Source organism: Cupriavidus sp. FW305-26 (assembly GCF_058787975.1).
In genome coordinates, this window is the sequence record NZ_JBYTAH010000001.1 from 296040 (window position 1) to 318818 (window position 22779).

General features: G+C 63.6%; 27 protein-coding genes and 1 pseudogene. 20 read left to right on the top strand and 8 right to left on the bottom strand.

Going from position 1 to position 22779, the window contains the following annotated elements:
- Positions 1–61 precede the first annotated feature (61 nt).
- From AC3WQZ_RS01380 to tnpC, 5 genes and pseudogenes are all read left to right on the top strand, one after another.
- Entirely contained in the window at positions 62–832 is a 771-nt protein-coding gene (locus tag AC3WQZ_RS01380) for a hypothetical protein (RefSeq protein WP_492299857.1), read from the top strand.
- On the top strand, positions 829–1287 hold the full coding sequence (locus AC3WQZ_RS01385) for a (2Fe-2S)-binding protein (RefSeq protein ID WP_011617196.1): 459 nt from the start codon (positions 829–831) through the stop codon (positions 1285–1287). The genes AC3WQZ_RS01380 and AC3WQZ_RS01385 overlap by 4 nt, the downstream gene beginning before the upstream one ends.
- A 9-nt stretch (positions 1288–1296) precedes the next feature.
- Positions 1297–1916: pseudogene (locus AC3WQZ_RS01390) on the top strand (molybdopterin cofactor-binding domain-containing protein); the annotation flags it as partial.
- Between the two features lie 385 nt (positions 1917–2301).
- Positions 2302–5301: a Tn3 family transposase gene (locus tag AC3WQZ_RS01395; RefSeq protein WP_492299859.1), complete on the top strand. Its 3000-nt coding sequence runs from the start codon at positions 2302–2304 to the stop codon at positions 5299–5301.
- The gene (gene tnpC, locus AC3WQZ_RS01400; RefSeq protein ID WP_492299861.1) at positions 5294–5638 is read left to right on the top strand and encodes a Tn3 family transposase post-transcriptional regulator TnpC; all 345 of its coding nucleotides are present in this window, start codon (positions 5294–5296) and stop codon (positions 5636–5638) included. Before AC3WQZ_RS01395 ends, tnpC begins: the two co-directional genes overlap by 8 nt.
- A gap of 100 nt (positions 5639–5738) precedes the next feature.
- On the opposite strand, the gene merR is transcribed toward tnpC, so the two are convergent.
- The gene (merR, locus tag AC3WQZ_RS01405; RefSeq protein ID WP_492299863.1) at positions 5739–6164 is read right to left on the bottom strand and encodes a mercury resistance transcriptional regulator MerR; all 426 of its coding nucleotides are present in this window, start codon (positions 6162–6164) and stop codon (positions 5739–5741) included.
- 67 nt (positions 6165–6231) lie between these two features.
- On the opposite strand from merR, the gene merT reads away from it, so the two are divergent.
- The 4 genes from merT to merA are packed head-to-tail and all read left to right on the top strand — an operon-like array spanning position 6232 to position 9042.
- The gene (gene merT / locus AC3WQZ_RS01410) at positions 6232–6582 is read left to right on the top strand and encodes a mercuric ion transporter MerT (protein WP_492299864.1); all 351 of its coding nucleotides are present in this window, start codon (positions 6232–6234) and stop codon (positions 6580–6582) included.
- A 13-nt stretch (positions 6583–6595) separates the two neighbouring features.
- The gene (gene merP, locus AC3WQZ_RS01415; protein WP_492299866.1) at positions 6596–6868 is read left to right on the top strand and encodes a mercury resistance system periplasmic binding protein MerP; all 273 of its coding nucleotides are present in this window, start codon (positions 6596–6598) and stop codon (positions 6866–6868) included.
- Between the two features lie 28 nt (positions 6869–6896).
- Positions 6897–7316 carry an organomercurial transporter MerC gene (gene merC / locus AC3WQZ_RS01420; protein ID WP_492299867.1) on the top strand — a complete coding sequence of 140 codons (420 nt, stop codon included), beginning with the start codon at positions 6897–6899 and terminating at the stop codon, positions 7314–7316.
- Positions 7317–7356: 40 nt separating this feature from the next.
- Positions 7357–9042, top strand: coding sequence for a mercury(II) reductase (gene merA / locus AC3WQZ_RS01425; protein ID WP_492299868.1), 1686 nt, complete (start codon positions 7357–7359; stop codon positions 9040–9042).
- A 74-nt stretch (positions 9043–9116) separates the two neighbouring features.
- Here merA and AC3WQZ_RS01430 read toward each other — a convergent pair whose 3' ends face one another.
- The 3 genes from AC3WQZ_RS01430 to AC3WQZ_RS01440 form a co-directional block, all read right to left on the bottom strand.
- The gene (locus tag AC3WQZ_RS01430; protein WP_492299869.1) at positions 9117–9608 is read right to left on the bottom strand and encodes a heavy metal-responsive transcriptional regulator; all 492 of its coding nucleotides are present in this window, start codon (positions 9606–9608) and stop codon (positions 9117–9119) included.
- Positions 9609–9617: 9 nt separating this feature from the next.
- On the bottom strand, positions 9618–9881 hold the full coding sequence (locus tag AC3WQZ_RS01435) for a thioredoxin family protein (protein WP_492299870.1): 264 nt from the start codon (positions 9879–9881) through the stop codon (positions 9618–9620).
- 364 nt (positions 9882–10245) lie between these two features.
- Positions 10246–10698 carry a DUF302 domain-containing protein gene (locus AC3WQZ_RS01440; protein ID WP_492299872.1) on the bottom strand — a complete coding sequence of 151 codons (453 nt, stop codon included), beginning with the start codon at positions 10696–10698 and terminating at the stop codon, positions 10246–10248.
- A 776-nt stretch (positions 10699–11474) separates the two neighbouring features.
- Here AC3WQZ_RS01440 and AC3WQZ_RS01445 point away from each other — a divergent pair.
- The gene (locus AC3WQZ_RS01445; RefSeq protein ID WP_492299874.1) at positions 11475–12629 is read left to right on the top strand and encodes a patatin-like phospholipase family protein; all 1155 of its coding nucleotides are present in this window, start codon (positions 11475–11477) and stop codon (positions 12627–12629) included.
- Positions 12630–12935: 306 nt separating this feature from the next.
- On the opposite strand, the gene AC3WQZ_RS01450 is transcribed toward AC3WQZ_RS01445, so the two are convergent.
- Both AC3WQZ_RS01450 and AC3WQZ_RS01455 read right to left on the bottom strand, forming a co-directional pair.
- Positions 12936–13514 carry a carboxymuconolactone decarboxylase family protein gene (locus AC3WQZ_RS01450; RefSeq protein WP_492299875.1) on the bottom strand — a complete coding sequence of 193 codons (579 nt, stop codon included), beginning with the start codon at positions 13512–13514 and terminating at the stop codon, positions 12936–12938.
- 59 nt (positions 13515–13573) lie between these two features.
- Complete coding sequence (locus tag AC3WQZ_RS01455; protein ID WP_492299876.1) at positions 13574–14146, bottom strand: TetR/AcrR family transcriptional regulator; 573 nt, start codon at positions 14144–14146, stop codon at positions 13574–13576.
- Between the two features lie 388 nt (positions 14147–14534).
- Here AC3WQZ_RS01455 and AC3WQZ_RS01460 point away from each other — a divergent pair, with 388 nt between their 5' ends.
- The 7 genes from AC3WQZ_RS01460 to AC3WQZ_RS01490 all read left to right on the top strand — a co-directional run bounded on the left by AC3WQZ_RS01460 (position 14535) and on the right by AC3WQZ_RS01490 (position 19329).
- On the top strand, positions 14535–14867 hold the full coding sequence (locus AC3WQZ_RS01460) for a hypothetical protein (RefSeq protein ID WP_492299878.1): 333 nt from the start codon (positions 14535–14537) through the stop codon (positions 14865–14867).
- Positions 14868–14959: 92 nt separating this feature from the next.
- Entirely contained in the window at positions 14960–15241 is a 282-nt protein-coding gene (gene copK, locus AC3WQZ_RS01465) for a periplasmic Cu(I)/Cu(II)-binding protein CopK (RefSeq protein WP_492299880.1), read from the top strand.
- A gap of 184 nt (positions 15242–15425) precedes the next feature.
- Positions 15426–16292, top strand: a complete 867-nt coding sequence (locus AC3WQZ_RS01470) for a DUF547 domain-containing protein (protein WP_492299881.1) — start codon at positions 15426–15428, stop codon at positions 16290–16292.
- Positions 16293–16407: 115 nt separating this feature from the next.
- Positions 16408–17403, top strand: coding sequence for a DUF3179 domain-containing protein (locus AC3WQZ_RS01475; protein ID WP_492299883.1), 996 nt, complete (start codon positions 16408–16410; stop codon positions 17401–17403).
- A 389-nt stretch (positions 17404–17792) separates the two neighbouring features.
- A complete protein-coding gene (locus AC3WQZ_RS01480; protein ID WP_492299884.1) occupies positions 17793–18128 on the top strand; it encodes a hypothetical protein in 336 nt (111 codons plus the stop codon).
- Between the two features lie 400 nt (positions 18129–18528).
- A complete protein-coding gene (gene copK, locus AC3WQZ_RS01485; protein WP_492299886.1) occupies positions 18529–18810 on the top strand; it encodes a periplasmic Cu(I)/Cu(II)-binding protein CopK in 282 nt (93 codons plus the stop codon).
- 192 nt (positions 18811–19002) lie between these two features.
- Positions 19003–19329: a hypothetical protein gene (locus AC3WQZ_RS01490; protein WP_492299888.1), complete on the top strand. Its 327-nt coding sequence runs from the start codon at positions 19003–19005 to the stop codon at positions 19327–19329.
- Here AC3WQZ_RS01490 and AC3WQZ_RS01495 read toward each other — a convergent pair.
- Both AC3WQZ_RS01495 and AC3WQZ_RS01500 read right to left on the bottom strand, forming a co-directional pair.
- A complete protein-coding gene (locus tag AC3WQZ_RS01495; protein WP_492299889.1) occupies positions 19307–19960 on the bottom strand; it encodes an NrsF family protein in 654 nt (217 codons plus the stop codon). The two genes, AC3WQZ_RS01490 and AC3WQZ_RS01495, sit on opposite strands and share 23 nt — an antisense overlap.
- Positions 19957–20484, bottom strand: a complete 528-nt coding sequence (locus tag AC3WQZ_RS01500) for a sigma-70 family RNA polymerase sigma factor (protein ID WP_492299891.1) — start codon at positions 20482–20484, stop codon at positions 19957–19959. Before AC3WQZ_RS01500 ends, AC3WQZ_RS01495 begins: the two co-directional genes overlap by 4 nt.
- Positions 20485–20749: 265 nt before the next feature.
- Here AC3WQZ_RS01500 and bufA1 point away from each other — a divergent pair, with 265 nt between their 5' ends.
- The 3 genes from bufA1 to AC3WQZ_RS01515 are packed head-to-tail and all read left to right on the top strand — an operon-like array spanning position 20750 to position 22739.
- Positions 20750–21073, top strand: a complete 324-nt coding sequence (bufA1, locus tag AC3WQZ_RS01505) for a BufA1 family periplasmic bufferin-type metallophore (protein WP_492299926.1) — start codon at positions 20750–20752, stop codon at positions 21071–21073.
- A 12-nt stretch (positions 21074–21085) separates the two neighbouring features.
- Positions 21086–21976, top strand: a complete 891-nt coding sequence (gene bufB, locus AC3WQZ_RS01510) for an MNIO family bufferin maturase (protein WP_492299892.1) — start codon at positions 21086–21088, stop codon at positions 21974–21976.
- On the top strand, positions 21948–22739 hold the full coding sequence (locus AC3WQZ_RS01515) for an HvfC/BufC N-terminal domain-containing protein (RefSeq protein ID WP_492299893.1): 792 nt from the start codon (positions 21948–21950) through the stop codon (positions 22737–22739). The genes bufB and AC3WQZ_RS01515 overlap by 29 nt, the downstream gene beginning before the upstream one ends.
- The last annotated feature ends 40 nt before the right edge of the window (positions 22740–22779 follow it).

Genomic DNA, 22779 nt, shown 5'->3' on the forward strand with positions numbered 1-22779 from the left:
AGGGATCGCATCAGGCACTACAACGATCTAGCACGCCGACGACGGTGAAGGAGGAGGCTCCATGAAGCATGACGCCCGCAACCCCCTCGTCGCCGCCATTCGCCAGCTCTTGGCGGGGTCGGTCCTGACGCTTCCGGTGCTTGCCTTCGCTGCCGGGCCCGGCGGATCCTTCCAGCCCACGCAGATGTCGGCCACGCCGGACCGCAATGCGGGGCTGCAGGCCTTCGCGCAGATCGAGCGTGTGCTGCTGCATGCCCGCTGCCTGAATTGCCACGTGCCGGACGGCCCGCTGCAGGGCAATGCGAAACGGGTGCATTTTCCACCGGTGCAGCGAGGCACCGACGGCAAGGGCGTGCCGCCGCTGCAATGCGCCACGTGCCATGGCACCCAGAACAGCCCGCTCGCGCATGCGCCGCCCGGGCTGGATACCAATGGCCAGCCGGGCTGGCACATGCCGCCGGCGAAGATGAAGATGTCATGGCTGGGCCTGTCCGGGCCGGCGCTATGCAAGGTCTTCCGGGACACCAGGACCAATGGCGGCCGTTCGCTGGCGATGCTCGAAGAACACATGGTGACCGACCACCTGGTGGCTTGGGGCTGGCAGCCGGGGCCGGGGCGTGAATTGCCGCCGCTGGACAAGCCCGCGTTCGACGAGCAGGTGCGCCAGTGGATACGCAACGGCGCGCCGTGCGATACGCGCGAGCCGTTGCGCACCTCTGCCGGTCCTACACGCGCCGCCGCCGACGAAGCCTTGCTGAAGAACCTGCGCGCTATCGCCGGATCAGGCGCCTTGACCCAGACGAAAGGCACCAGCAACGGGAGCCAGCCATGATTTCCTTTCAACTGAACGGCAAGACCCAGCAGGTTGACGTGCCCGGCGACACGCCGGTGCTGTGGGTGCTGCGCGACACGCTGGGCCTGACCGGCACCAAGTTCGGCTGCGGCATCGCCGTGTGCGGCGCGTGCACGGTACATGTCGATGGCCAGCAGCGCCGCGCGTGCGTGACACCGGTGTCTTCCATCGCCGGCCGGCAGCTCACCACGATCGAGGGCATCGGCGAGGACCCGGTGGGGCGCGCGGTCGAAGAGGCCTGGGTGCGCAACGACGTCACGCAGTGCGGCTATTGCCAGAGCGGCCAGGTCATGTCGGCGGTGGCGCTGCTCAGGGTCAACCGGCGCCCGACCGATGCCGACATCGAACAGGCCATGAGCGCCAACCTGTGCCGCTGTGGCACCTACGCGCGCATCCATGCCGCGGTCAAGGATGCAGCCAAGGCTATCGGCTGAGGAGATGCCATGAGACTCATGCAGCAGGCAAGCGGCGGCATCGACCGGCGGACCTTCCTGAAACTGAGCTTCGGCTCGGGCTTCGCGCTCTGTGCCGTTCCGCTTGGCGCGCAGACGGAGGCGGCCGCGCAGCCCAAGGCGCCAGTGCAGCCATCGGCCTTCGTCAGTATCGATGCCGACGGCACCGTGATGGTCACGATCGGCAAGCTTGAGTTCGGGCAGGGCGTGCAGACGGCACTGCCGATGCTGGTGGCCGAGGAACTGGACGCGGACTGGAGCAAGGCGACCAGCATGAAAAACTCGTGGACCCAGTATCGCGAGGTCGGCGCGCGCATGCGCGCCATGCTGCTCGGGGCGGCCGCCAGGCGCTTCGGGGTCCCGGCCGGGCAGCTGAAGGCCGAGGCCGGCGTGGTGACCGCGCCCGACGGCCGCCGGGCCACGTACGGCGAGCTGGCCGCCGCGGCCTTGGCCGAGCCGGTGCCAGCAAGCGTGCAGCTGAAGTCGCCGCAGCAGTTCAGGCTGATCGGCAAGCCCACCGGCCGGCTCGATGCGCGCGACAAGTCCCCACCGGCAGGCAGCAGTTCGGCATCGACACGGCGCTGCCCGGCACGCGTACCGTGGTCATGGTGCCACATCAAGCGGCGCCTTCGGTTTTATCCATCACAATGCCCGTTGAAGTGCGAGGATCCGGAATTCGTGAGGCTGCGTTTTCCGGAAAATCAACCACTTATCAGTGAATTCGGCCAGCGCTTTCCCGTATTAGAAGCGGAAATAGCGAGACTGCACTGACTTGAGCGCGAATTCGTTGGACTGCTTCGCGCAGGTGCTCACTGTCCCTTGCCCGAGACGACGAGAACCCGTAGGCCTCCAGCCAAGATACGGGAATCCGCTACCATAAGCCTTTTGGTTATATAGATTAGCGATGTTATTTCCAGGGGTTATGAGGCGCTACTAGCGTTCCGCCGGGACCCTCCGCTAGACTGGCTGGCCCTTCAGCGATTGCCGAGATCCTGTATGGCTACTGTCGAGCGTACCGCTTACCCGCGTTTTCCGAAGGTCTTCTCCACCAAGGAATTGCAGGCGTGCTACACGCCGGACGCCGAGGAGCTGGATTGGGCCGCGCGTTCCACCCGCGGCCAGGGTGCGCGTCTTGGCTTGCTGGTGCTACTGAAGGTCTTCCAGCAACTGCATTACTTTCCCAACCTGGACAGCATACCGACGGCCGTGATCGACCATGTGCGCGCCAGCGCCGGGCTGGATCCCAATGCCGCGTTTGGCTATGACCGAAGGCTGTCTCCCACGCTGTACCGTCATTACACAGCGGTGCGCGAGTTTCTCGGTGTCCAGCCCTATATCGGCAGCGATGCTAACGAGACCGCTATTCGCGCCGCGCGCGAGGCCGCGGAATCCATGGATCAGCCGGTGGACATCATCAATGCCACCATTGACGCGCTGATCCTGCACCAGATCGAACTGCCGGCCTTCTCCACGTTGGACAGCATCGCCGGGCAAGTGCATGCGCGCACGCAGACCGCGCTGTTCCGGCGTGTCGCGCGGCGCCTGTCTGATGAGGAGAAGCAGAGGCTGGACCGGCTTCTCACCCGAGAATTTACCAACCGCCTGACCGCCTACAACAACATCAAGCGGCACGCGCGCCGCCCATCCCGCAAGCATCTCAACCTACTGATTGAACACCTGACCTTACTCGATGGTCTTGGCGATTTCTCTGGCACGATCGCAGGCGTGCCAGCCTCGAAGCTGCGCTCCCTCGCCAGCCAGGCGATGAGCCTGGACGCGGCCAATCTGCGGGAAATCCTGTCAGAGAAGCGCTACACGCTGATCGTCGCCTTGCTCAACCACATGCGCGTGCGCACCCGGGACGATCTCGCCGAAATGTTCATCCGCCGCATGGGTGCCATCCACAAGCGGGCGAAAGACGAAATGGAGCGAATCCAGTCGCGCCAGCGCGCGCAGATGGAGAAGCTCGTCTCGCTACTGGACGGCGTGGTCGATATCGTCGCCGACGGGCAGGACGATGCGCAGATCGGCGCGCAGGTGCGCCGCTTCCTGGCGCCGTCCGGCGATCTGGACGCCTTGCGCGAGAGCTGCGCCGAAGTGCGGGCCTTCAGCGGCAACAATTACCTGCCGCTGCTGTGGCGGCATTTCCGGGCCCACCGCTCGGTGATGCTGCGCTTGGCGCAGGTGCTGGAGTGGGAGTCGACCAGCCAGTCACGCACGCTGCTGGCCGCGCTGGACGTGGTGCTGGAAAACGAAGCGCTGCACCGCGAGTGGATCGCCGCCGAGGTGGATCTCAGCTTTGCCTCGGAGCGCTGGAGGAAGCTCGTGCGTCGCCCGCACGACCAGGGCGCACCGACCAACCGGCGCTATCTGGAGTTGTGCGTGCTCTCCCACATGGTGAACGAACTGCGCTCCGGCGACCTGTGCGTGGTGGGCTCCGATGCCTTTGCCGATTACCGGGCACACCTGCTGCCCTGGCGGGAATGCGAGCGGCGCCTGCCGGAGTACTGCGCCAAGCTGGAGATGCCGTCCAACGCGCAGGACTTTGTCGCGCATCTGCGCCAGTGGCTGGGCGAGGCGGCACGCACGCTGGATAGCAGTTTTCCCGACAAACGCCAGCACGTGACCATCGGCCAGGACGGCGAGCCGGTGCTCAAGCGCACTGTCGCGCGCGAGATTCCGGCGAGCGCGGTGGCGTTGCAGCAGGCGCTGATCCGGCGCATGCCCACACGCAACCTGCTGGACGTGCTGGCGAATATCGAACACTGGACTCACTTCACGCGGCACTTTGGCCCGCTCTCCGGCAGCGACCCCAAGATCCGCAATGCCGCCGAGCGGTACCTGCTGACCATCTTCGCCATGGGCTGCAACCTTGGACCCACCCAGGCGGCCCGGCATATGCGAGACCGGGTGACACCTCACATGATGTCGTTCGTCAACCGCCGTCATCTGAGTCTGGAACGGCTCGAAACTGCGCAACGGGAACTGATCGAGCTGTACCTGCGGCTCGATCTGCCCAAGCATTGGGGCGATGGCAAGACCGTGGCGGCGGACGGCACGCAGTACGACTTCTACGACAACAACCTGCTGGCCGGCTACCACTTCCGCTACCGCAAGATGGGCGCGGTGGCCTACCGGCACGTGGCCGACAACTACATCGCGGTGTTCCGGCATTTCATTCCGCCCGGCGTGTGGGAAGCCATCTACGTGATCGAGGGTCTGCTCAAGGCCGGCTTGAGTGTCGAGGCCGATACCGTGCACGCCGACACTCAGGGCCAGTCGGCCGCGGTGTTCGCCTTCACGCATCTGCTGGGCATCAACCTGATGCCGCGCATCCGCAACTGGCAGGATCTGAAGCTTTACCGAGCCGATGCCAACACCAAATACAAGCACATCGACCGGCTGTTCTCGGACATCGTGGACTGGGACCTGATCGCCTTCCACTGGCAGGACCTGATGCAGGTAGCGCTGTCGATTCAGGCCGGAACAATCTCCTCGCCGCTCCTGCTGCGCCGGTTCGGCTCGGAAAGCCGCCGCAACCGCCTGTTTCTGGCGGCGCAGGAACTCGGCAAGGTCGTGCGCACGGCGTTCCTGCTCGAATGGATCGGCAGCCGCGAGTTGCGCCAGGAGATCACCGCGACCACCAACAAGATCGAGTCCTACAATGGCTTTGCCAAATGGTTCTCGTTCGGCGGTGACGTGCTGGCCGAAAACGACCCCGACGAACAGCAGAAGCGCCTGCGCTACAACGACCTGATCGCCTCGGCCGTGATTCTGCAGAACACGGCGGACATGATGCAGGCCCTGCGCGCGATGGTGAAGGAAGGGATCAAGGTCGACGTGGCCGACATCGGCTTCCTGAGTCCCTACCTCACCAGCAACATCAAGCGCTTCGGCGACTATAAACTCAATTTGGAGCGGTTGCCGGAAGCCTGGATTCGCGACAGCCTCTTTGCCGGCCCCGCCCACTCCGTCCGCAAACCGCGTCATGCCTGACACCGATACCCCTTACGGCAGGGTCGATACCGTTGCCCTGCAGGCTCTGCAGGAGTCGTTCGACACGACCACCATCTTGCGCGTGGTGGACCAACTCGATGCGATCCGCGCGCGTTGCTGCGAGCCAGCCGGGCTGCGCGACGATCTGCTGTGCTTGCACGGCATGGCACATACTCTGATCAACGGCGCCGCATTGTCGTATCCAACCACTGGCCCGACCCTCGTGGACCAAGCCGAGGCCATCATAGAGGAACTGGACGACTGGATCTTGCTGCTCAAACGCGCCGTGCAAGCGCTGCGCCCGCTGGAGCCGCTTCGCCCTCGCGACGATAGCTGACTCGGCCAGGTCGCTTGCCCGTCGAGACGGCGCATGAGCCGGCTGCAACCAGGGGGCCGAACAGAAGCCGGAAGGAGCCGGGTCAGCGTAGCCGCGTCCACTACGCCCTTTGGCGCACGTTTCCCGCTTGCAGCGATGCGATCAGCGGGCAGGATACGTTGCCCTGCCGGGCATGGCAGGCGCACACCAGTTCGGACAGCACGGCCTCCATGCGTCTCAGGTCGGCCAGCTTTGCGCGCACGTCGTTGAGCTTGCGCTCGGCCAGGCTACCGGCCTCCTCGCAATGGGTGCCATCCTCCAGCCGGAGCAGTTCGGCGATCTCGTCCAAGGTAAAGCCCAGCCGTTGGGCCGCTTTCACGAACCGCACGCGCGTCACATCCGCTTCGCCATAGCGGCGGATGCTGCCATAAGGCTTGTCCGGCTCCGGCAGCAACCCCTTGCGCTGGTAAAACCGAATGGTTTCCACATTGACCTCGGCCGCCTTGGCGAAGGCGCCGATGGTCAAATTCTCCAAACTGCGATCCATCCCGCTTGACTCCGTACAAAAGTACGGAAGTAAGGTTACGCTATCCCTTCCTACTTCGAAAGGACTCATGCCGCAACCGCAAGCTGGGCGTCGTGCACTCTTCGCCGGTGGCCTCGTCGCCATCCTCGCCTCTACCTGCTGCCTGGGGCCGCTGGTCCTGATCGCGCTCGGTTTCAGCGGGGCCTGGATCGGGAATTTAACGGCGCTGGAGCCATATCGGCCGCTGTTCCTCGGCACCGCAGTGCTGGCGCTGTCCGTCGCCTGGCGGCGCATTTTCCGCCCGGCGCAAATCTGCAAGCCGGGCGAGGCCTGCGCTATCCCGCGGGTACGCGCCACCTACAAGCTCATTTTCTGGGCCGTCGCCCTGCTGGTTCTGGTTGCGCTCGGATTCCCCTACGTCATGCCATTTTTCTACTGATCAGGAGTTCGCCATGAAGAATGTGTTTGCCGCCCTCGCGCTCGCCGCCGTCGCTCCCGCGTGGGCCGCCATGCAAACCGTCACGCTGTCCGTGCCGGGTATGACTTGCGAAACCTGCCCGATCACGGTCAAAAAGGCGCTCTCCAAGGTCGACGGCGTGAGCAAGACCGATGTGCGCTTCGAGAAGCGCCAGGCCGTCGTCACCTTTGACGATGCCAAGACCAGCGTGCAGAAACTGACCAAGGCGACCGAGGACGCGGGCTATCCGTCCAGCGTCAAGCGGTAAGCCCCGCAGCGAACACGAGAGTGACGCCATGGGACGGATCACGCGCGTGGCCAACAAGGCAGGGGCTCTCGGCGGCATCGTCTCGGCGATGGGTTGCGCGAGTTGCTTTCCCGCCATCGCCGGCCTGGGCGCGGCCATTGGCCTGGGCTTCTTGAGCCAGTACGAAGGGCTGTTCATTACCGTCCTGCTGCCGGTGTTCGCTGGCATCGCGCTGGTCGCCAACGCGACCGCTTGGTTCCACCATCGGCAGTGGCCCCGGACCGCGCTCGGCGCGATTGGCCCATCCCTGGTGCTGGCAGCGGTGTATTTGACTTATGGCTGGCGTAGCGAGGCGCTGCTCTATGTCGGCCTGGCCTTCATGCTCGGGGTATCGATTTGGGACTTTGTCTCGCCGGCGAAGCGCTGCGGGGCACCGGACGCCTGTGAACTGCCGGCCAAGCGCGGCTGACCGCGTTGGCCGCTGCCGAGATGAACAAAGGAACTGTGGCATGACTCACATGACGATCACTGGAATGACCTGTGACTCGTGCGCCGTGCGCGTCAAGGATGTCTTGGAGAAGGTGCCCGGCGTGCGGTCGGCGGTCGTGTCGTACCCGAAAGGCATGGCGCAAATCGAAACCGAGCCCGGCATGTTGCCAGATGCGCTGGCTGCCGTCGTGGCCGGACTTGGCTACCAGGCCATGCTCGCGGGGGCCCCGCCGGCGGAAAATCGCGGCAGCCTGCTCGACACGGCCCTAGGCTGGCCAGGCGGCGGCGACAAGGGCGCGGACCATGCCAGCGCCCTGCGCATTGCCGTCATTGGCAGCGGCGGTGCCGCGATGGCGGCGGCGCTCAAGGCTGTCGAGCAAGGTGCGCAGGTCACCCTGATCGAGCGCGGCACCATTGGCGGCACCTGTGTCAACGTCGGCTGCGTGCCGTCTAAGATCATGATCCGCGCGGCCCACATTGCCCATCTGCGCCGCGAAAGCCCGTTCGACGGCGGCATCACGGCCACGCCGCCGGCGATCTTGCGCGAACGCCTGCTGACCCAGCAGCAGGGGCGCGTCGACGATCTGCGCCACGCCAAGTACGAGGGCATCCTGGCAAGCACCCCAGCCATCACGGTACTGCGCGGGGAGGCGCGCTTCCAGAACGGCCATGCCCTGAGCGTGCGCCTGGCCGACTGCGGCGAGCGCGAGGTGGCATTTGACCGCTGTCTGATCGCCACCGGCGCCAGCGCGGCCGTGCCGCCGATCCCCGGCCTGAGGGACACCCCCTACTGGACCTCGAACGAAGCGCTGGCGAGCGACACCTTGCCGAAGCGGCTGGCCGTGATCGGCTCGTCGGTAGTGGCCGTGGAGCTGGCGCAGGCCTTCGCCCGGCTCGGCAGTCAGGTCACGGTCCTGGCACGCAGCACGCTGTTCTTCCGCGAGGACCCGGCCATCGGCGAGGCCGTGGCAGGCGCCTTCCGAGCCGAGGGCATCACGGTGCTGGAACACACGCAGGCCAGCCAGGTGGCGTACGCGGACGGCAAATTCGTGCTCACCACCGGGCACGGCGAAATCCGCGCCGACCAGTTGCTGGTCGCCACCGGCCGCGCGCCCAACACGTGTGAGCTGGCACTGCAGGTGGCGGGGGTGACGGTCAACGCGCAGGGCGCCATCGTCATCGACCATGGCATGCGCACCACGGCGCCGCACATCTACGCCGCCGGCGACTGCACCGACCAACCGCAATTCGTCTATGTGGCGGCAGCGGCCGGCACCCGCGCGGCGATCAACATGACCGGAGGCGATGCGGCGCTCGATCTGAGCACGATGCCGGCGGTCGTCTTCACCGACCCGCAGGTCGCCACCGTGGGCTACAGCGAGGCGGAAGCGCACCATGACGGCATCGAGACCGATAGCCGGCTGTTGACGCTGGACAACGTGCCGCGGGCGCTTGCCAACTTCGACACCTGCGGATTCATCAAGCTGGTAACCGAGGCCGGCACTGGCCGTCTGATCGGCGTGCAGGCGGTGGCACCGGAAGCTGGCGAGCTGATTCAGACGGCGGCGCTAGCGATCCGGGCGCGGATGACTGTGTTGGAACTGGCCGACCAGTTGTTCCCATACTTGACGATGGTCGAGGGGTTGAAGCTCGCCGCGCAGGCCTTCTCCAAGGATGTGGCCCAGTTGTCCTGCTGTGCGGGATGAGGTAATGACCGTTTCGAGAACCCGCTTTGCGGCAGGCCTAAAGCGCGGGCGACTCTTTACTTTGTCCGCGACAACTACGTCTTGCGCAGTGCGTCAAGGCGGGGCACCTCATTTCCTTTCATGATTCTCCTGCGGCGCGATCCTCGCGGCGGGCGCATCGGGTCGCCATCGACGTGTGCCAGAGCAGCCAGGATCGGGCAGTCGTCAACCGATCGCGTCCCATCGGGGCAATCGGCGATCAGCCGGTCGAGTGCGGCGGACATGGCCTGCATAGCGCGAATCTTGGCGGCAAGCTGGAGCTTCTTCTCGATGGCGCGCTGCCGCACATCGGCACAGCAGGCGCTGTCGGCCTGGCGCAAGTGCAGCAGTTCGCGGATTTCCGCCAAGACGAAGCCGCACGCTTGAGCGTGCTGGATGAAGCGAATACGCCGCACAGCGTCCTCGCCATAGAGGCGATACCCGCGCTCGGTCCTGCTAGCGGGGGCAAGCAGCCCTTCGCGCTCATAATAGCGAAGCGCGTCAGGACTGATATCGCCCGCTTGCGCCAGCTTGCCTATGGTCAGCACGGCGTCGCATCAAGGCTGGCCAAGACCGGCGGCGCGCAGGCTCTGTTCGTCCACGCCGCGGCCGGCGCAGCAGCCGGCGAGCTGACCGTCGATCGCCACGGCCGGCACCGAGCGTACCCCGAGTGCCTGGGCGCGCTTCACCACCTCGATGTCGTGCATGTCGAGTACCGCGACCTCGCAGGACGGGCAGGCCAACTCTTGCACCAAGGCAACCACCTCCGCGCAGACCGGGCAGCCGGCGCTGAACACCTCAACCTTGCGTTTGGCAGTCATTTGCGGGCTCCTTTCCACATCGGTGACGCTGAGGGCGATGCGCATGCAACCGCCCCGTCACGATCAGGATAGACCTTGAAGCTAACTCCAGAGTCAAGCCCGATTTCCCGCTTCGCCGGGCACTGCGGTCAGCCGCGAATCCAGCCCAATGCGACAGGCCTTAGCCAGGATGGATGCGCCGATACAGGCGCTCAGCTGGGTAGGAAATGAGCGCGCCCGCCGCGCGCCACGGTGGAGTCACAAGCCACCCAACCGCGGCGTCCCGCGCAGCGATGACATTTTTATGCGTGCAGCCGGCGGTAACCTGAGGCGCTTCGCAGTCAGCCCGCGCCTCCATTGGCATGGCTCCACTTGTCTGACGCTTTTACGGCGCCACGGACGCGCCAATCAATCGCGACAGGGCCTCGCGCAAATTGCCCGCAGCGGGGCACTCAGGCACACCGTGGCGCTGGGCAAGAAACGCCGGATCGTTGTAACTAACCCATGTCCGTCCGTCGGCGTCCGCCCATACGAGTGCCTTCAACGGCAGGTCTATGCCGATCGACTGCGCGCATTCCATCAGAGGCGTGCCACCCTGCGCATTGCCGAAAATCAGCAATTCAGTCGGCCGCAGCGATTTGCCGATCTTCGCCGCGCCTGCCGCATGGTCGATGCGCGCAAACACGGTCAGCCCTCGCTCCTTTACCGCTGCTTCAAGCTTGTCCATGGCCGCCCTCGGCGCCAACGGACTTCGAACGGTGACCAAGCCATCGGCAGCCTGCAGGGGCATGGCAAGTGACAGCAGCAGGGGCGGCAGCAACCAACGCAGAGCTTTCATGCGGTTCTCCTGTGTAGCGGCAAAATGGCCTCAGGTGCCTTCCGGCACACGCGGAATTGGCGGCGTCAGTTTAAACGACTTCGCCGCATACGCAGCCATTTGACGCTGCCTGGTGTATGGCGCTTCACTCGCAGCAATTCGAATTTGGCGTCCGGACTTCATCGACGCGGCAGGCATACGTCACCTATTCCACGCAGGCGTCTGTTTGGGGGACTCTGTTTCGCCTCCTGCGGTCTTGCTCGGCATCGGCTCAGCTGAGGGTGGGGATCCGCAGATGCGGCTATCTGATTGGCTGAATTGCTGGTTGCGGCCTCAAAGGGAACGCCGTTCGGCCCAGAGTCGGAAACCTTTTCCGCGTTGCGAGCGAACTTTCAGATAGAGAGGCTTCGGACGGCTTTAGATGTGCCATTGAGGGAGCGAAAGATGGGCGCCAAACCTATCCTCTGCACTGCGAGTGTGCTGCAGATGGAAACCCTTGGACCTGATCTTGCAGCGGCGAAGGCGGGCACTTCCAACGCGTATGCGGTTGCGCTGGGCGTGGCCCGGTCCGACCCAATCACCGGCGACGCTCAGGTTCGCGCGTCCGTGCTTGGACGACGCGCGTGCCTGTTTGCTAGAGCAGGCTGCCAGTCCTTCAGGCAACGCAAGCGAGGCTGGCGACGGCACGCAATTTGGCTGCCGGGGCGAGTCCAGCTATTTCGCTGCGTCGAACCCGGCTGCGGCACGCATCTGCCTTTGGCGCCTGGACTGGCGGTCGAAAACAAGGGAAATGGTCGATGGAAAGCAACGCGGCGATGACCACCGTCGGGCGTTCCACCTTGCGTGAAACTCCGACGCTGCCTGGGCAGGTGGTACTGGTGCTACAGGGCGGTGGGGCGCTGGGCAGCTACCAGGCGGGAGTCTACCAGGCGCTTCACGAAACCGGCATTGAACCGGACTGGGTCGTTGGCACGTCGATCGGTGCCATTAACGGGGCCATGATCGCCGGCAACCGACCAGCGGACCGACTGGACTGCTTGCGTCGGTTCTGGTGCGGCGTGACACGCTGCGGCTTGTCCCCACTGATCGGCCCTTACTCCGCTGCCGGCGACACCTTCCACAAGCTGACCGTGCTTATCAACGGTCTTCCGACTTTTTTTGAGCCACAGCCCAGCGCATGGCTCAGCCCACACGTTCGGCTCGGCGCCGAGGCGGCGGCGTACTACTCGGCGGCGCCGCTGCGCGCGTCGCTCGCCAAGCTCGTAGACTTCCCCTACTTGAACGAAAACCACACGCGGCTTACCGTGGGCACGGTGCATGTGCGTAGCGGCGGCCTGCGCTATTTCACTAACCGCGACACCACGCTCGGCCTGGAGCACGTGTTGGCTTCCGCCGCCCAGCCACCAGCATTTCCGGCCGTGCGTATTGATGGCGAGAGCTACTGGGATGGTGGCATCTATTCCAATACACCGATCGAGGTCGTGCTGGATGACAGTCCCCGCCGTGACTCGGTCATTTTTGCGGTGCAGCTATGGCCTGCGGAGGGTCCTGAGCCGCAAACGATCTGGGAGGTTATCAGCCGGCAAAAGGATATTCAGTATGCCAGCCGAGTGGAGAGCCAACTGCCACGGCAGCGCCAAATTCATCGGTTGCGGCACGTCATTCGCGAACTCGCCCGATACATTCCATCGGGCGAGCGGGAATCGCCGGCGGTCAAGGAATTACTGCAATGGGGTTGCGGGACCACGATGCAAGTCATTCAACTGAAGGCGCCCAGGATGGACGGCGACGACTACACTAAGGATTTCGATTTCAGCGCCGCCCGAATGCAGGCGCGATGGGATGCCGGCTACCGTGCCACCATGCGGATGATCGAGCTTGCGCCCTGGAAGAGCATACTGGACCCAGTCGAGGGTATTGCCGTGCACGAGCTCGTGCCGGAGGTCGCGTGACCTCATTGTGCAACTGCCGGCAATGCGCCATTGTCAGGCCGGTGCGTACATATGGTTAAAGACCGGATGATCGACCCCCAACTTCGTATGCCGTCGGTCTGGGCTAGCCTGACCGACCGAAGCGGCGACGGGAGTGGGATCCGAACGCCGCGGTGGGCATCGCCACAGCTCATCGTCTACCGATCTTCAACAGGTCCTGTGGGTTACGAGTTCTGCAGCCCGAGTGCTGCGCGTGCCATGCTGGAAAGTTCACCGGCCTCACCCCCTCATGGCAACCGCGCTGCATTAACGCCTTGCCGGGGCTTGCTAGTGTTCAGGCTGCCATGCGTGTCCCTCGAAACGCTGGTCCAGGTCGGTATGGAAAATGTGATTCGCGTAGTTGCTGAGTGTCTTGACCGCAATGGCCAGAATGACTTCAAGCACCTGCCGTTCACTGTAGCCGGCCGCGAGAAATGCCTGCACGTCCTGGTCGGTCGGGCGCCCACGTGATTCAACCATCAGTCGGGTAAAGGTTGCCAAGGCGCGCAGCCTGGCATCCTCAATCGGCAGGTTCTCCCTGATTGCCGCAATGGCCTGCGCCGGGGTCTTGGAGACGGCCTCCGCAATCATGCTGTGGGCTGCCATGCAATAGGTACACTCGTTCAGCCGGCTGATGGTGAGCAGCACGACCTCCTGCTCGGGCGGCGTAAAACCGGACTCCTTGCGGAACAGGTTGTAGCCGAACAGGTAGGTCTCAAGCAGGCCGGGGGCATTGGCCATCTTGGCATACATATTGGGAATCATGCCCGCCTGCCTGAGGGCGGTATCGAGCGCTTCCCTGGACCGCCCTTGGGCGGTCTCAAGTGCTTGGGCGGGCAGGGAGAGATGTGCAAGGTTTTCCATCATGTTCCTCCTGGTTACGGACGCTAACTGGACCAGATAGTCCAAAAAAGACAAAAAAAGGTCTAGGGTTCAAGCCTCGCCAGCAGGGCTTCAATCGTCGGCGTCAGCGCCTTGGCGCCAAAACCCGCCTTGGAGAGTACACGCAGACCGGCGATGCCGGAAACCAGGGCGATCGCTTCAGCTTTGGGCTCGACGTCAGCGCGGAGCTCGCCGCGCGCCTGGCCGGCGCGAATCGCCGCTTCGAAGACGCGCGCCATCTGGATGAAGCCGTCATGCACGATGGTCGCGATGTCCGGGTCATGCGGGGCCACTTCTACTGCCGAGTTCACCAGCAGGCACCCCTTGCCGGCATCGTTATCACCGGCGACCGAGGTCAGCAGCGCACGCAAGCTCTTGGGCGCGGGCTGTCGCTGGAGGCTTTTCGCCAATTGCGCAGCGCGCTCCGTGCTGTATTGCCGCAAGGCGGCCATGAAGACTTCCCGCTTGCTGCCGAAAGTGTTGTACAGGGAAGACTTGGCAAGCCCCATCTCAGCCGTCAGGTCGCTGGTCGACACGGCATGATAGCCGCGATGCCAGATCGCCTCGATCGCGGCGGAAAGCGCCTGGGATTTGTCAAATTCAATTGAGCGTGCCATGAATGATTCCTTTCTGGACCGATCGTAACACAATCACATTCATCGCGAAGCGGGCATTCGGGGCATCAATTGTGTTGTCTGTCCGGTCATTTCATTCGAGGGATGCGCTATTGCCTGTATCTCGCCACGGCACCGCTTGCGCCGATTTCCTGGCGCCGTGCCGTTTCTAGCACTCGCGACATCTTCGGTATGCATCGATGCCATTCGCAACGGAATCTGCGAGGTCAGGATGGACGCCGCATGGACCGGGAAGGTCGACCTGTCGCCCCGCCGTCCTTGGTGGGTACGGCGATGTGTAACCTTTTTGCGTTTGCCGACGAATCTCCCAGTACCGGCTTAGATGGTCTTCGCTTCGGGAAACGAATCCCTCATGGAAGGAGGTGTGAAAATGACCAAGAAACTATGGGTCTTCGTCTTGGCCACGGTCGCCTTGGGCGCAGCCACGGCCTCTGCGGCCACAGCGCGCGATGTGTACACGGATGGCAGCAGCGTCCTGGGGCCGCGCGATCCATACACCGATGGTGGAAAGGCAGGGAAATTCGACGTCTATTCGGATGGCGCAAGGGTTGGCGACAAGCGCGACCCATTCACAGACGGGGCCAAGAGCGGCCGGTTTGACCCGTACACCGATGGCACGCATGCTTCGGCGCTGGATCTCGCCGCTAACGCACTCGACAGCGCGCGTACCGGCGACGGCACCCTCTACGGCTATCGCGTCTGATTGGTGGAACACAGCCGCGCCTGCGCGTCCGCCGGTCTGAGCCGAGTGTGACCGCACACTCGGCTCAGGCTGACTTGCCGAAGGAGCTTTCCATGTACCACAAGCTTGCGCTTGCTGCGCTCATCACCGGCGTTTCGCTGTTCTCATTCGCGGCCGACATGAGTGACATCGTGAAGTCTTATGCACTAGCGGACGGATCGACCGTGCACGTCTTTAAGGATGGGAAGATGGCAGTGGAAAATCCATTCGGCCGCGCAGTGAATGTGAAGGAAGGTCAGGTGCTGGAGGCGAAAGACGGCACCAGGATCACCATGAAGGGCAACGAGGTGATGCGTCTCGACAGCGCGTTGAACGCCGATCGGCGCGGGGGCTGATTCGTGCCCCGCGTTCAATTCTGGGGTGAGCTGGGCTGGACGTGTTCGATGGTCAAGCCCTGGGCCGGATTTTCGTCGGACAAGCAGAACACGCAGGCTCCACGGAAGTGATAGGCGCGGCATCTGTATGTTGGGACGCCCGTTGCCGGCCGGAGGGGCGGTCCAGGATCGCGCAGGATGCGGTGTGCTGTACGAACTGAGGTCAGGTGACGCGACGCGTGCCAACGCGATCAACGGAAAGGTCGGGCGCGACGGGACGCCGCGATGCGCGCTCCGAGAAGTGAAAATCCGTCTGGCGAGATTTGCAATGTTCCTCAAGAAACTCCGCTACCCTCTACTCGCCATTTGCATCGCGCTAATGGCGGGCTGGATCGTCCCATGCACGGCGCAGGTCGCGGTGGCTGAGGCCGACGCGACCTGGGCACGCGTGCTGCGCGCGCATGTGAATGAACGCGGGCAGGTGGACTTCTGCGGAATCGCCAATGACCCGGCTGACCTGCGCATTTACCTCGACTATATCGCGCGCGTGAGTCCGCAAAGCATGCCAGCGGCGTTCCCAACGCGAAATGACGCGCTTGCCTACTACATCAATTCCTACAACGCGCTTGCCATGTACAACGTCATTGTCTCTGGCATGCCGAAGGAGTTGGGATGGCTTACCCGGATGCGGTTTTTTGGTGCCAGGCGCTTTGCGATCGGTGGCAAGGCGATGACGCTCTACACCTATGAGAACAGCGTGATCCGGCCGCTCGGGGATGAGCGCGTGCATTTTGCGCTGAATTGCATGGTGCGAGGCTGCCCTCAACTGCCTAACGAGCCATTTTCTGCCGAACACCTCGACACGCAACTCGACGAGGCCACACGGCGCTTCTTCAGCGAGTCCCGAAACCTTCAGGTCGACTTGGCGGGGCGCACTGTCCGGGTCTCATCGATTTTCGATTTCTACAAGGAACGATTTTCTGAAGCGGAACCCCACATTGAATGCGTACATCAATCGCTACGCGCCGGTGAGGCTTCCTCAAGGCATGGAAATCGAGTTCATTCCCTATGACTGGACCGTCAACACACAAGGCCGCAACTGCCCGCCATGATGCTCACGACATCCATCGCAGCTACCGTTTCCTCATCTTAACGGTGACACGCCAATTGCCGGGAGGCTGTCGCAAGTGAATTCTCCACTCGTCGGGGACATCGCCCCTGTTACCCGCATCTTCGGCTGGCTGCTGACGATGGCTTGCGTCATCGCCCTTGTGTGGAGCAGACCCGCTGAGTGTGCCGACCGCTATGCCAATGGTTTTGACTTACATGGCGCTTTGGTCTCGCAAGATGAAATCGTCAACGGCGGGCCGCCACGCGACGGGATCCCGGCGCTGATCGCGCCACGCTTCGTGGCTGCCTCCGAGGCGACGTTCTTGAGGTCCGACGACCGCGTCCTCGGTGTGCTGTTGAACGGCGTGGCCAAGGCTTACCCCGAGCGCATTCTGATCTGGCACGAAATCGTCAACGACGAGTTCAATGGTGAACCGCTGGTCGTAAGCTTTTGCCCCCTGTGCGGCACGGGCGCTGCGCACTCGGCAAGAGTCGATGGCAAACGATTGACTTTTGGCGTGTCTGGCCTGCTCTATAACAGCAATCTGCTGTTGTATGACAAACAGAGCCAATCGCTGTGGTCGCAGATGCTCGGCAAGGCGATATCGGGTCCACTCAAGGGGGCCGCCTTGATGGGTTTCCCAATCACCCATACCACTTGGCAAGCATGGCAGAAAGAACATCCGCACACCGTGGTGCTTTTCGAGCGTACCGGCTACCAGCGCAACTACGGTTTCAATCCCTATTCGGACTACATGACCAACGCGGTGGTGATGTTCCGCGTTCGCCAGGAAAGCCACCGCTTCCACCCCAAGGAATGGGTGCTCGGCGTGGGGGCGAATGGCAGCTTCAAGGCCTATCCGTTCACCGAACTCGCAAAGGCCGGCAATGTAGTGCGTGACCGGGTGGGCGGCAGACTCTTCGAAATTCGGCTTGACCCGGCGACCCGGTCGGCGCAAGCCGTCTCCGATGGCAAGCCGTACCCGTCGCAGACGGCCTACTGGTTCGCCTGGTTCGCCTTCCACCCACGCACCGACGCTTACCAAGCTCCGTCGACCACCCGAAGGGAGTGACTAGTGACCAGGGGGCTATGTGCGCTAGCCCACATAGCCCCGGCGCCCGCCTTGGGTAGGGTAGGTGGTCAAGTGCGTGGCAAGCGAGCGGCGGCAACGCGTCGCCCCGACGACAGCGTCTTGCCGCGCTCGATGAAGGCCCACAGCAGCGGGTGCTCTGCCTCCTTGCGGTACGCGCGCCTCGGGCGATTCGTGCAGGGCCAGGCCGCGGGGCCAGAAGGTGTTCCAGCGGCCTCATGCGGCAACTGGATCTCGGTTGTGCCAGAACACCTGCCGCCCCTGCTGTCGGCCGTGGGCGGGGCCTGTAACCTTTTGGTGCTTGCCGGCGAATTTTCTACTACCGGGTTCCCAGATCGAGAACCGGGTCCTTCATGAAAGGAGGCGCGAAAATGAGCAAGCGACTATTGACTATCGTCGTGGCCACCACCGCAGCACTCGGCACAGCGGTAACTTATGCGGCCACTGTGCGCGATGTGTACACGGATGGCAGCAACGTCACGGGGCCGCGGGATCCGTACACCGATGGCAGCAAGGCAGGGAAATTCGACGTTTACTCGGACGGCGCAAGGGTTGGCGATAAGCGCGATCCATTTACGGATGGCGCCAAGAGCGGCAAGTTTGACCCCTACACGGATGGCGCTCGGGCGTCGGCGCCAGATCTTGTGGCCGACGCGCTCGACAACGCGCGTACCGGCGACGGCACACTTTACGGCTACCGCGTCTGATCTGCCACGCGCAGCCTGGCTGCGCGTCTACGTGTCGGAGCCGAGAGTCTGCGGACACTCGCTCCGAACTAGAGTCCTTGACTAGTTGAAATGCAGTGCAAATGAGTCAAGTTTCTTTCACGAGAAACAAAACGCCCCCTTCCCCCGGCAACGCATTCTGGGAAGGGGGCTGTCGTCGCACAAACTTTCCCCAGACTTCTTCGGCCAACAACAGATGGCTTGAAGGCCAGCGTCCCAATGAAGGGAGTCGCGAGACACCCCTCAAACTACGAGGAGTGGTAATTGGTCGTGAAATGCCGAAGTCGGCCTGGATCGTAGTTCGCACGCTATGTTCAAGCAATGTATCACTCGTCGGTCTGAGGCGGAGCCTCGTTAGTCTTGCCTGCCGAAGGAGCATGCCATGTACAACAAGCTCGCAATCGCCGTGCTCACCACCGTCGTTTCGCTGTCCGCAAGCGCGGCCGACAGGAGTGACATCGTGAAGTCCTATGCGCTCAACGACGGCTCGACCGTTCACGTGTTCAAGGATGGGAAAATGGCGGTGGAGAATCCGTTCGGCCGTGCCGTGAGCGTGAAGGAAGGTCGAGTGTTGGAAGCGAAAGATGGCACTCGGATTACCATGAATGGCAATGAGGTGCTGCGCCTCGACCACGTGTTGAACGTCGACCGGCGCGGACATTGATTTGTGTACGCCGTCGTATTTGGGCTGGGCGCAGGATTTCCACTGGCCCGGAATGCACAAGGGCGGTGACCTGCCGGGTCACCGCGCCCATTCATCCGCATAGCATCTTCCGCTCGGGCGGGGGTGAAATGCGCTCGACGCAATACCTATTAGTCTTGGCCGCACTACTGGCGGGCTGCGCGACGCAAGCCCATGCCGCGCATGGCGGAACGCGAGGTCGACCAGATGATCCAGGTTTATGGCCCGGCGTGCGAGAAATTGGGCTATCCGCCGGATTCCGACCCGTGGCGCGAATGCGTGCTGCGCCTGGATGCGAAAGACAGGACAGCCGCGAGCGCTACAGCCGTTCCCGACCTCGGCAACCTGCTTCGGGCATCACGGTGTCTTACATTGCTCGTCGTTTTGATTGTCGCTTCGTATAGGCGGTGCGGCTTGGTCTCGACGGCTGGCGGCACGCCTGCCGCCAGCATCTGCGATCCCACGCCGCCCTACCGCATCAGTGCAGCGCCACCCAATTGAAGAGTCGATCTCCATACCGCCCGCTGACGCCCACGAACAGTAGCGCGACGCCGAAGTTCCACATCAGAATCATCGCTGTGGCGTCGAGCGGGTGAAGGATGGACAGCGCGGTTGCCGTCATGGCGGCAACCGCGAGGCTGCCGCACATTGCCACCGGCGCCGGGGAAAGTCGGGCCACATAACGCAGCATGATCAGCAAGGCAAACGACAGCGGCACGCTGACCATCATCAGCGTGGCGAAGCAACTGGCCGTCTCGCCGAGCGAGATGCCGGCCGGACCGATTTGGACCCAATTTGTCAGGCAACCGTAGCTGACGGTCGCGAACCAGGCCAGGAACGCTGGCACCGGCAGCAGCAGCCATCGCCGGGAGCGGCCGGGGACGCTGGCCATGAACGCTGCCACGGCGGCCAGCACGGCAGTCAGCATTGCTGCGGCCACGCCGGTGACAAAGACTGGCTGCGCCAGCTTCGCCGCCAGATCGGGGCGCAGGCCATGATGGGACGCGGCCAACGCCAGAATCAGGGCGGCCAGCAGCAGCCAGCCTGCCGCCCGCACCATCGGCGGGCGCAAGCGCCGCACCGGCGCCGCGTCGGCCACCAGCGAGTCGATCAGGTTAGGGGTGGGTCTCACGACTGATTACCTTGGGATTCGAACAATTTGCGCAGCGTTTTCAAGGCACGATGCGTGGCAACCTTCAGCGCGGCAACCGACATCCCGCTGGCGGCGGCGGCCTCTTTCAACGACATTTCATCGAGCTTGAGCATCCGCAGTGCTTCGCGTTGTCCGGCCGGTAGCCGTTCGACGGCATCCCGCACCGCGCGCGCATCCACAGCCTCTTCTTGTAAGTTCGCTGCGGAGGGCCAAAAGGTTTCTTGCTCAGGGTCAAGCTCGGTTTCATGCGAGCCGATGCGTCCGCGCCGGCGCAGGCCGTCGACGATGCGCCGGTTGGCAATGGCAACCAGCCACGGGCCGAAAGGACGTGCCGGATCATAGGTGTGGCGCACTGCGTGTACCGTCATCAGCACGTCCTGCACCGTGTCCTCGATGTCACTGCGGTTCCGGACCTGGCGTGCCGCCAGCGCCCGCACGTAGGGGGTAATGGCCTCGAGCAAATGCCGGTAGGCCTCGCGATCGCCGCGTTGCGCGCGGGCCATCGCAACGGACCAATCCGCCCTGCCGTCTGCCCGGCGGGCCGCTGGCGCGCCCGGGAAGTCTGCATACGCCGAGTCCGGCGTATCACTCACGGAACTCGGTTTGCCGTCATGTCGGTGCGTTGGGGAAGACATGGCTGAATTTTGCGTCATGGGGAACCGTTTGTCGCGCAAAAAAAATTTCGGGAGAGACGTAACCTTTGGTCGCGTACAGCCGAATTTCCTGACACGGCCCCGGATTCGAGCCGCAACTCTAGGAGAATGCATGATGAGCAAGCATATGTTGGCCGCTTCGACCTTGTCGTCCGCCCTCGGACTCGCCCTTGCCATGGCGGCCACGCCGGTCTTGGCGCAGCAGCCCACGAAGGACATGAGTGGAATGCCGCAGATCGTCAAGGACAACATGGCCAGAATGGAGAAGGGCAAGCTGGAAAAGTGCTACGGCATCAATGCCGTATCCAAGAATGACTGCGCCGAAGGCGCGCATTCCTGTGCGGGACAAGCGACCAAGGCGCGCGACACGAAATCATTCGTGCTGCTGCCGGCCGGCGACTGCGGCAAGATCCAGGGCGGCAAGCTCAAGGCCGTCTGATCGAGCAGAACGATGGATGCCCCGTCTGTTGCACTGCAACGCGGGCCGGGCCCGATCCCAGCGCGAGTCGGGGTCGGCCTGCGCTTCCGCCACCACCAGGTGGTGGCGGAGGAGCGTCCGGCGGTCGCTTGGTTTGAGGTGCATACCGAAAACTACATGGGCGGCGGCAGCGCGCCCGGTTACCTGGAGGTCATTCGACGCGATTATCCGATCTCGCTGCACGGCGTTGGCCTGTCGCTAGGTAGTGCGGAAGGGCTGGACATGACCCACCTTGCACGCGTGCGCGAGGTGGTGGCGCGGATCGAACCGGGATTGGTCTCCGAGCATCTGTCCTGGAGTGTGGCCGGGGGCACCTATCTCGCGGATCTCTTGCCGCTGCCGATGACCGAAGAAGCGCTGGCCGTCGTGTGCCGGCACGTTGACCAGACCCAGACCTCTCTGAAGCGCCACATCCTGGTCGAGAACCCGTCGACCTACTTGCGCTTTGCTCACTCGACCATTCCCGAGTGGGAATTCCTGGCCGAGGTCGCACGCCGCACCGGGTGCGGCATCCTGTGCGACGTCAACAATATCTATGTCAGCGCCAGCAACCACGGCTGGGACGCCATGACATATCTGGCTGCGCTACCGCCGGCGGTGATCGGTGAGATTCATCTGGCCGGCCATAGCGTGCGGCAACTCGAGCAGGGGCGAACCCTGCGCATCGACGATCACGGCTCGCGCGTCGCGCCCGCGGTATGGGCCTTGTACGAGGCAGCGCTCCAACGCTTCGGACCAGTGCCCACGCTGATCGAATGGGACACCGACGTACCCGCGCTCGACATTCTGATGCAAGAGGCGGCGATCGCCGAAACGGCTCTGGAGAGGCAACAGCATGCATCCGCGTCCCCCTACGCTGCTTGAGTTGCAGCGCGCCGTCGGCCAGGGCCTGCTGCATGAGGCCGGCGGCGACCTGCTCGCTCTCGTCGCAGAGGACGGCCTCGCGCCGCAGGCGCGGCTCGACATCTACCGGAACACCGCCATCGCCACACTGGTGACGGCGCTGCGCCTGTCCTATCCGGCCATCCACGCCTTGGTTGGCCCCGAGTTCTTCGAAGGCGCGGCCAGGCTGTTCATGGAAGAATCGCCTCCAAGGAGTGCATGGCTGGACAGGTATGGTGAGGGCTTTCCGGAGTTCCTGGCGGGGATGCCGCAGGCCGCCTCGCTGACCTATCTACCAGACACGGCCCGGCTCGAATGGGCGGTCAATACCGTGCTGCACGCGCCCGACGCGATGCCGCTCGACTTGGCTCGCCTCGCGCACCGGGAGGAAGCCAAGCATGAGGATGTCTGCTTCACGCCGCATCCTGCCGTGCGACTATTGCAATCCGACTTCCCGATCGACGCGATCTGGCGGGCTGTGCTAAGCCGTGACGAGGGTGCGATGGAGGCCATCGACCTGAGCGCCGGGCCGGTCTGGCTGCTCGTCAATCGGACCCCGTCCGGCGTCGAAGTCGACCGTCTGAGCGCATGGCAGTGGCGCTTCGCGGCAGCACTGTTCGCGGGGCGTCCGTTACATGCTGCGCTGCAGGAAGCCCCTTCGTCCGAAACGCACGCCTGGCTTGCCACGCTGCTGGCATCCGGCTGCTTCACCGCCATCAGCCTGTCCGGCCGGCCATTCGACTAATCATGGAGCCTTCGTCATGAGCAATCTCACACATTCTCCT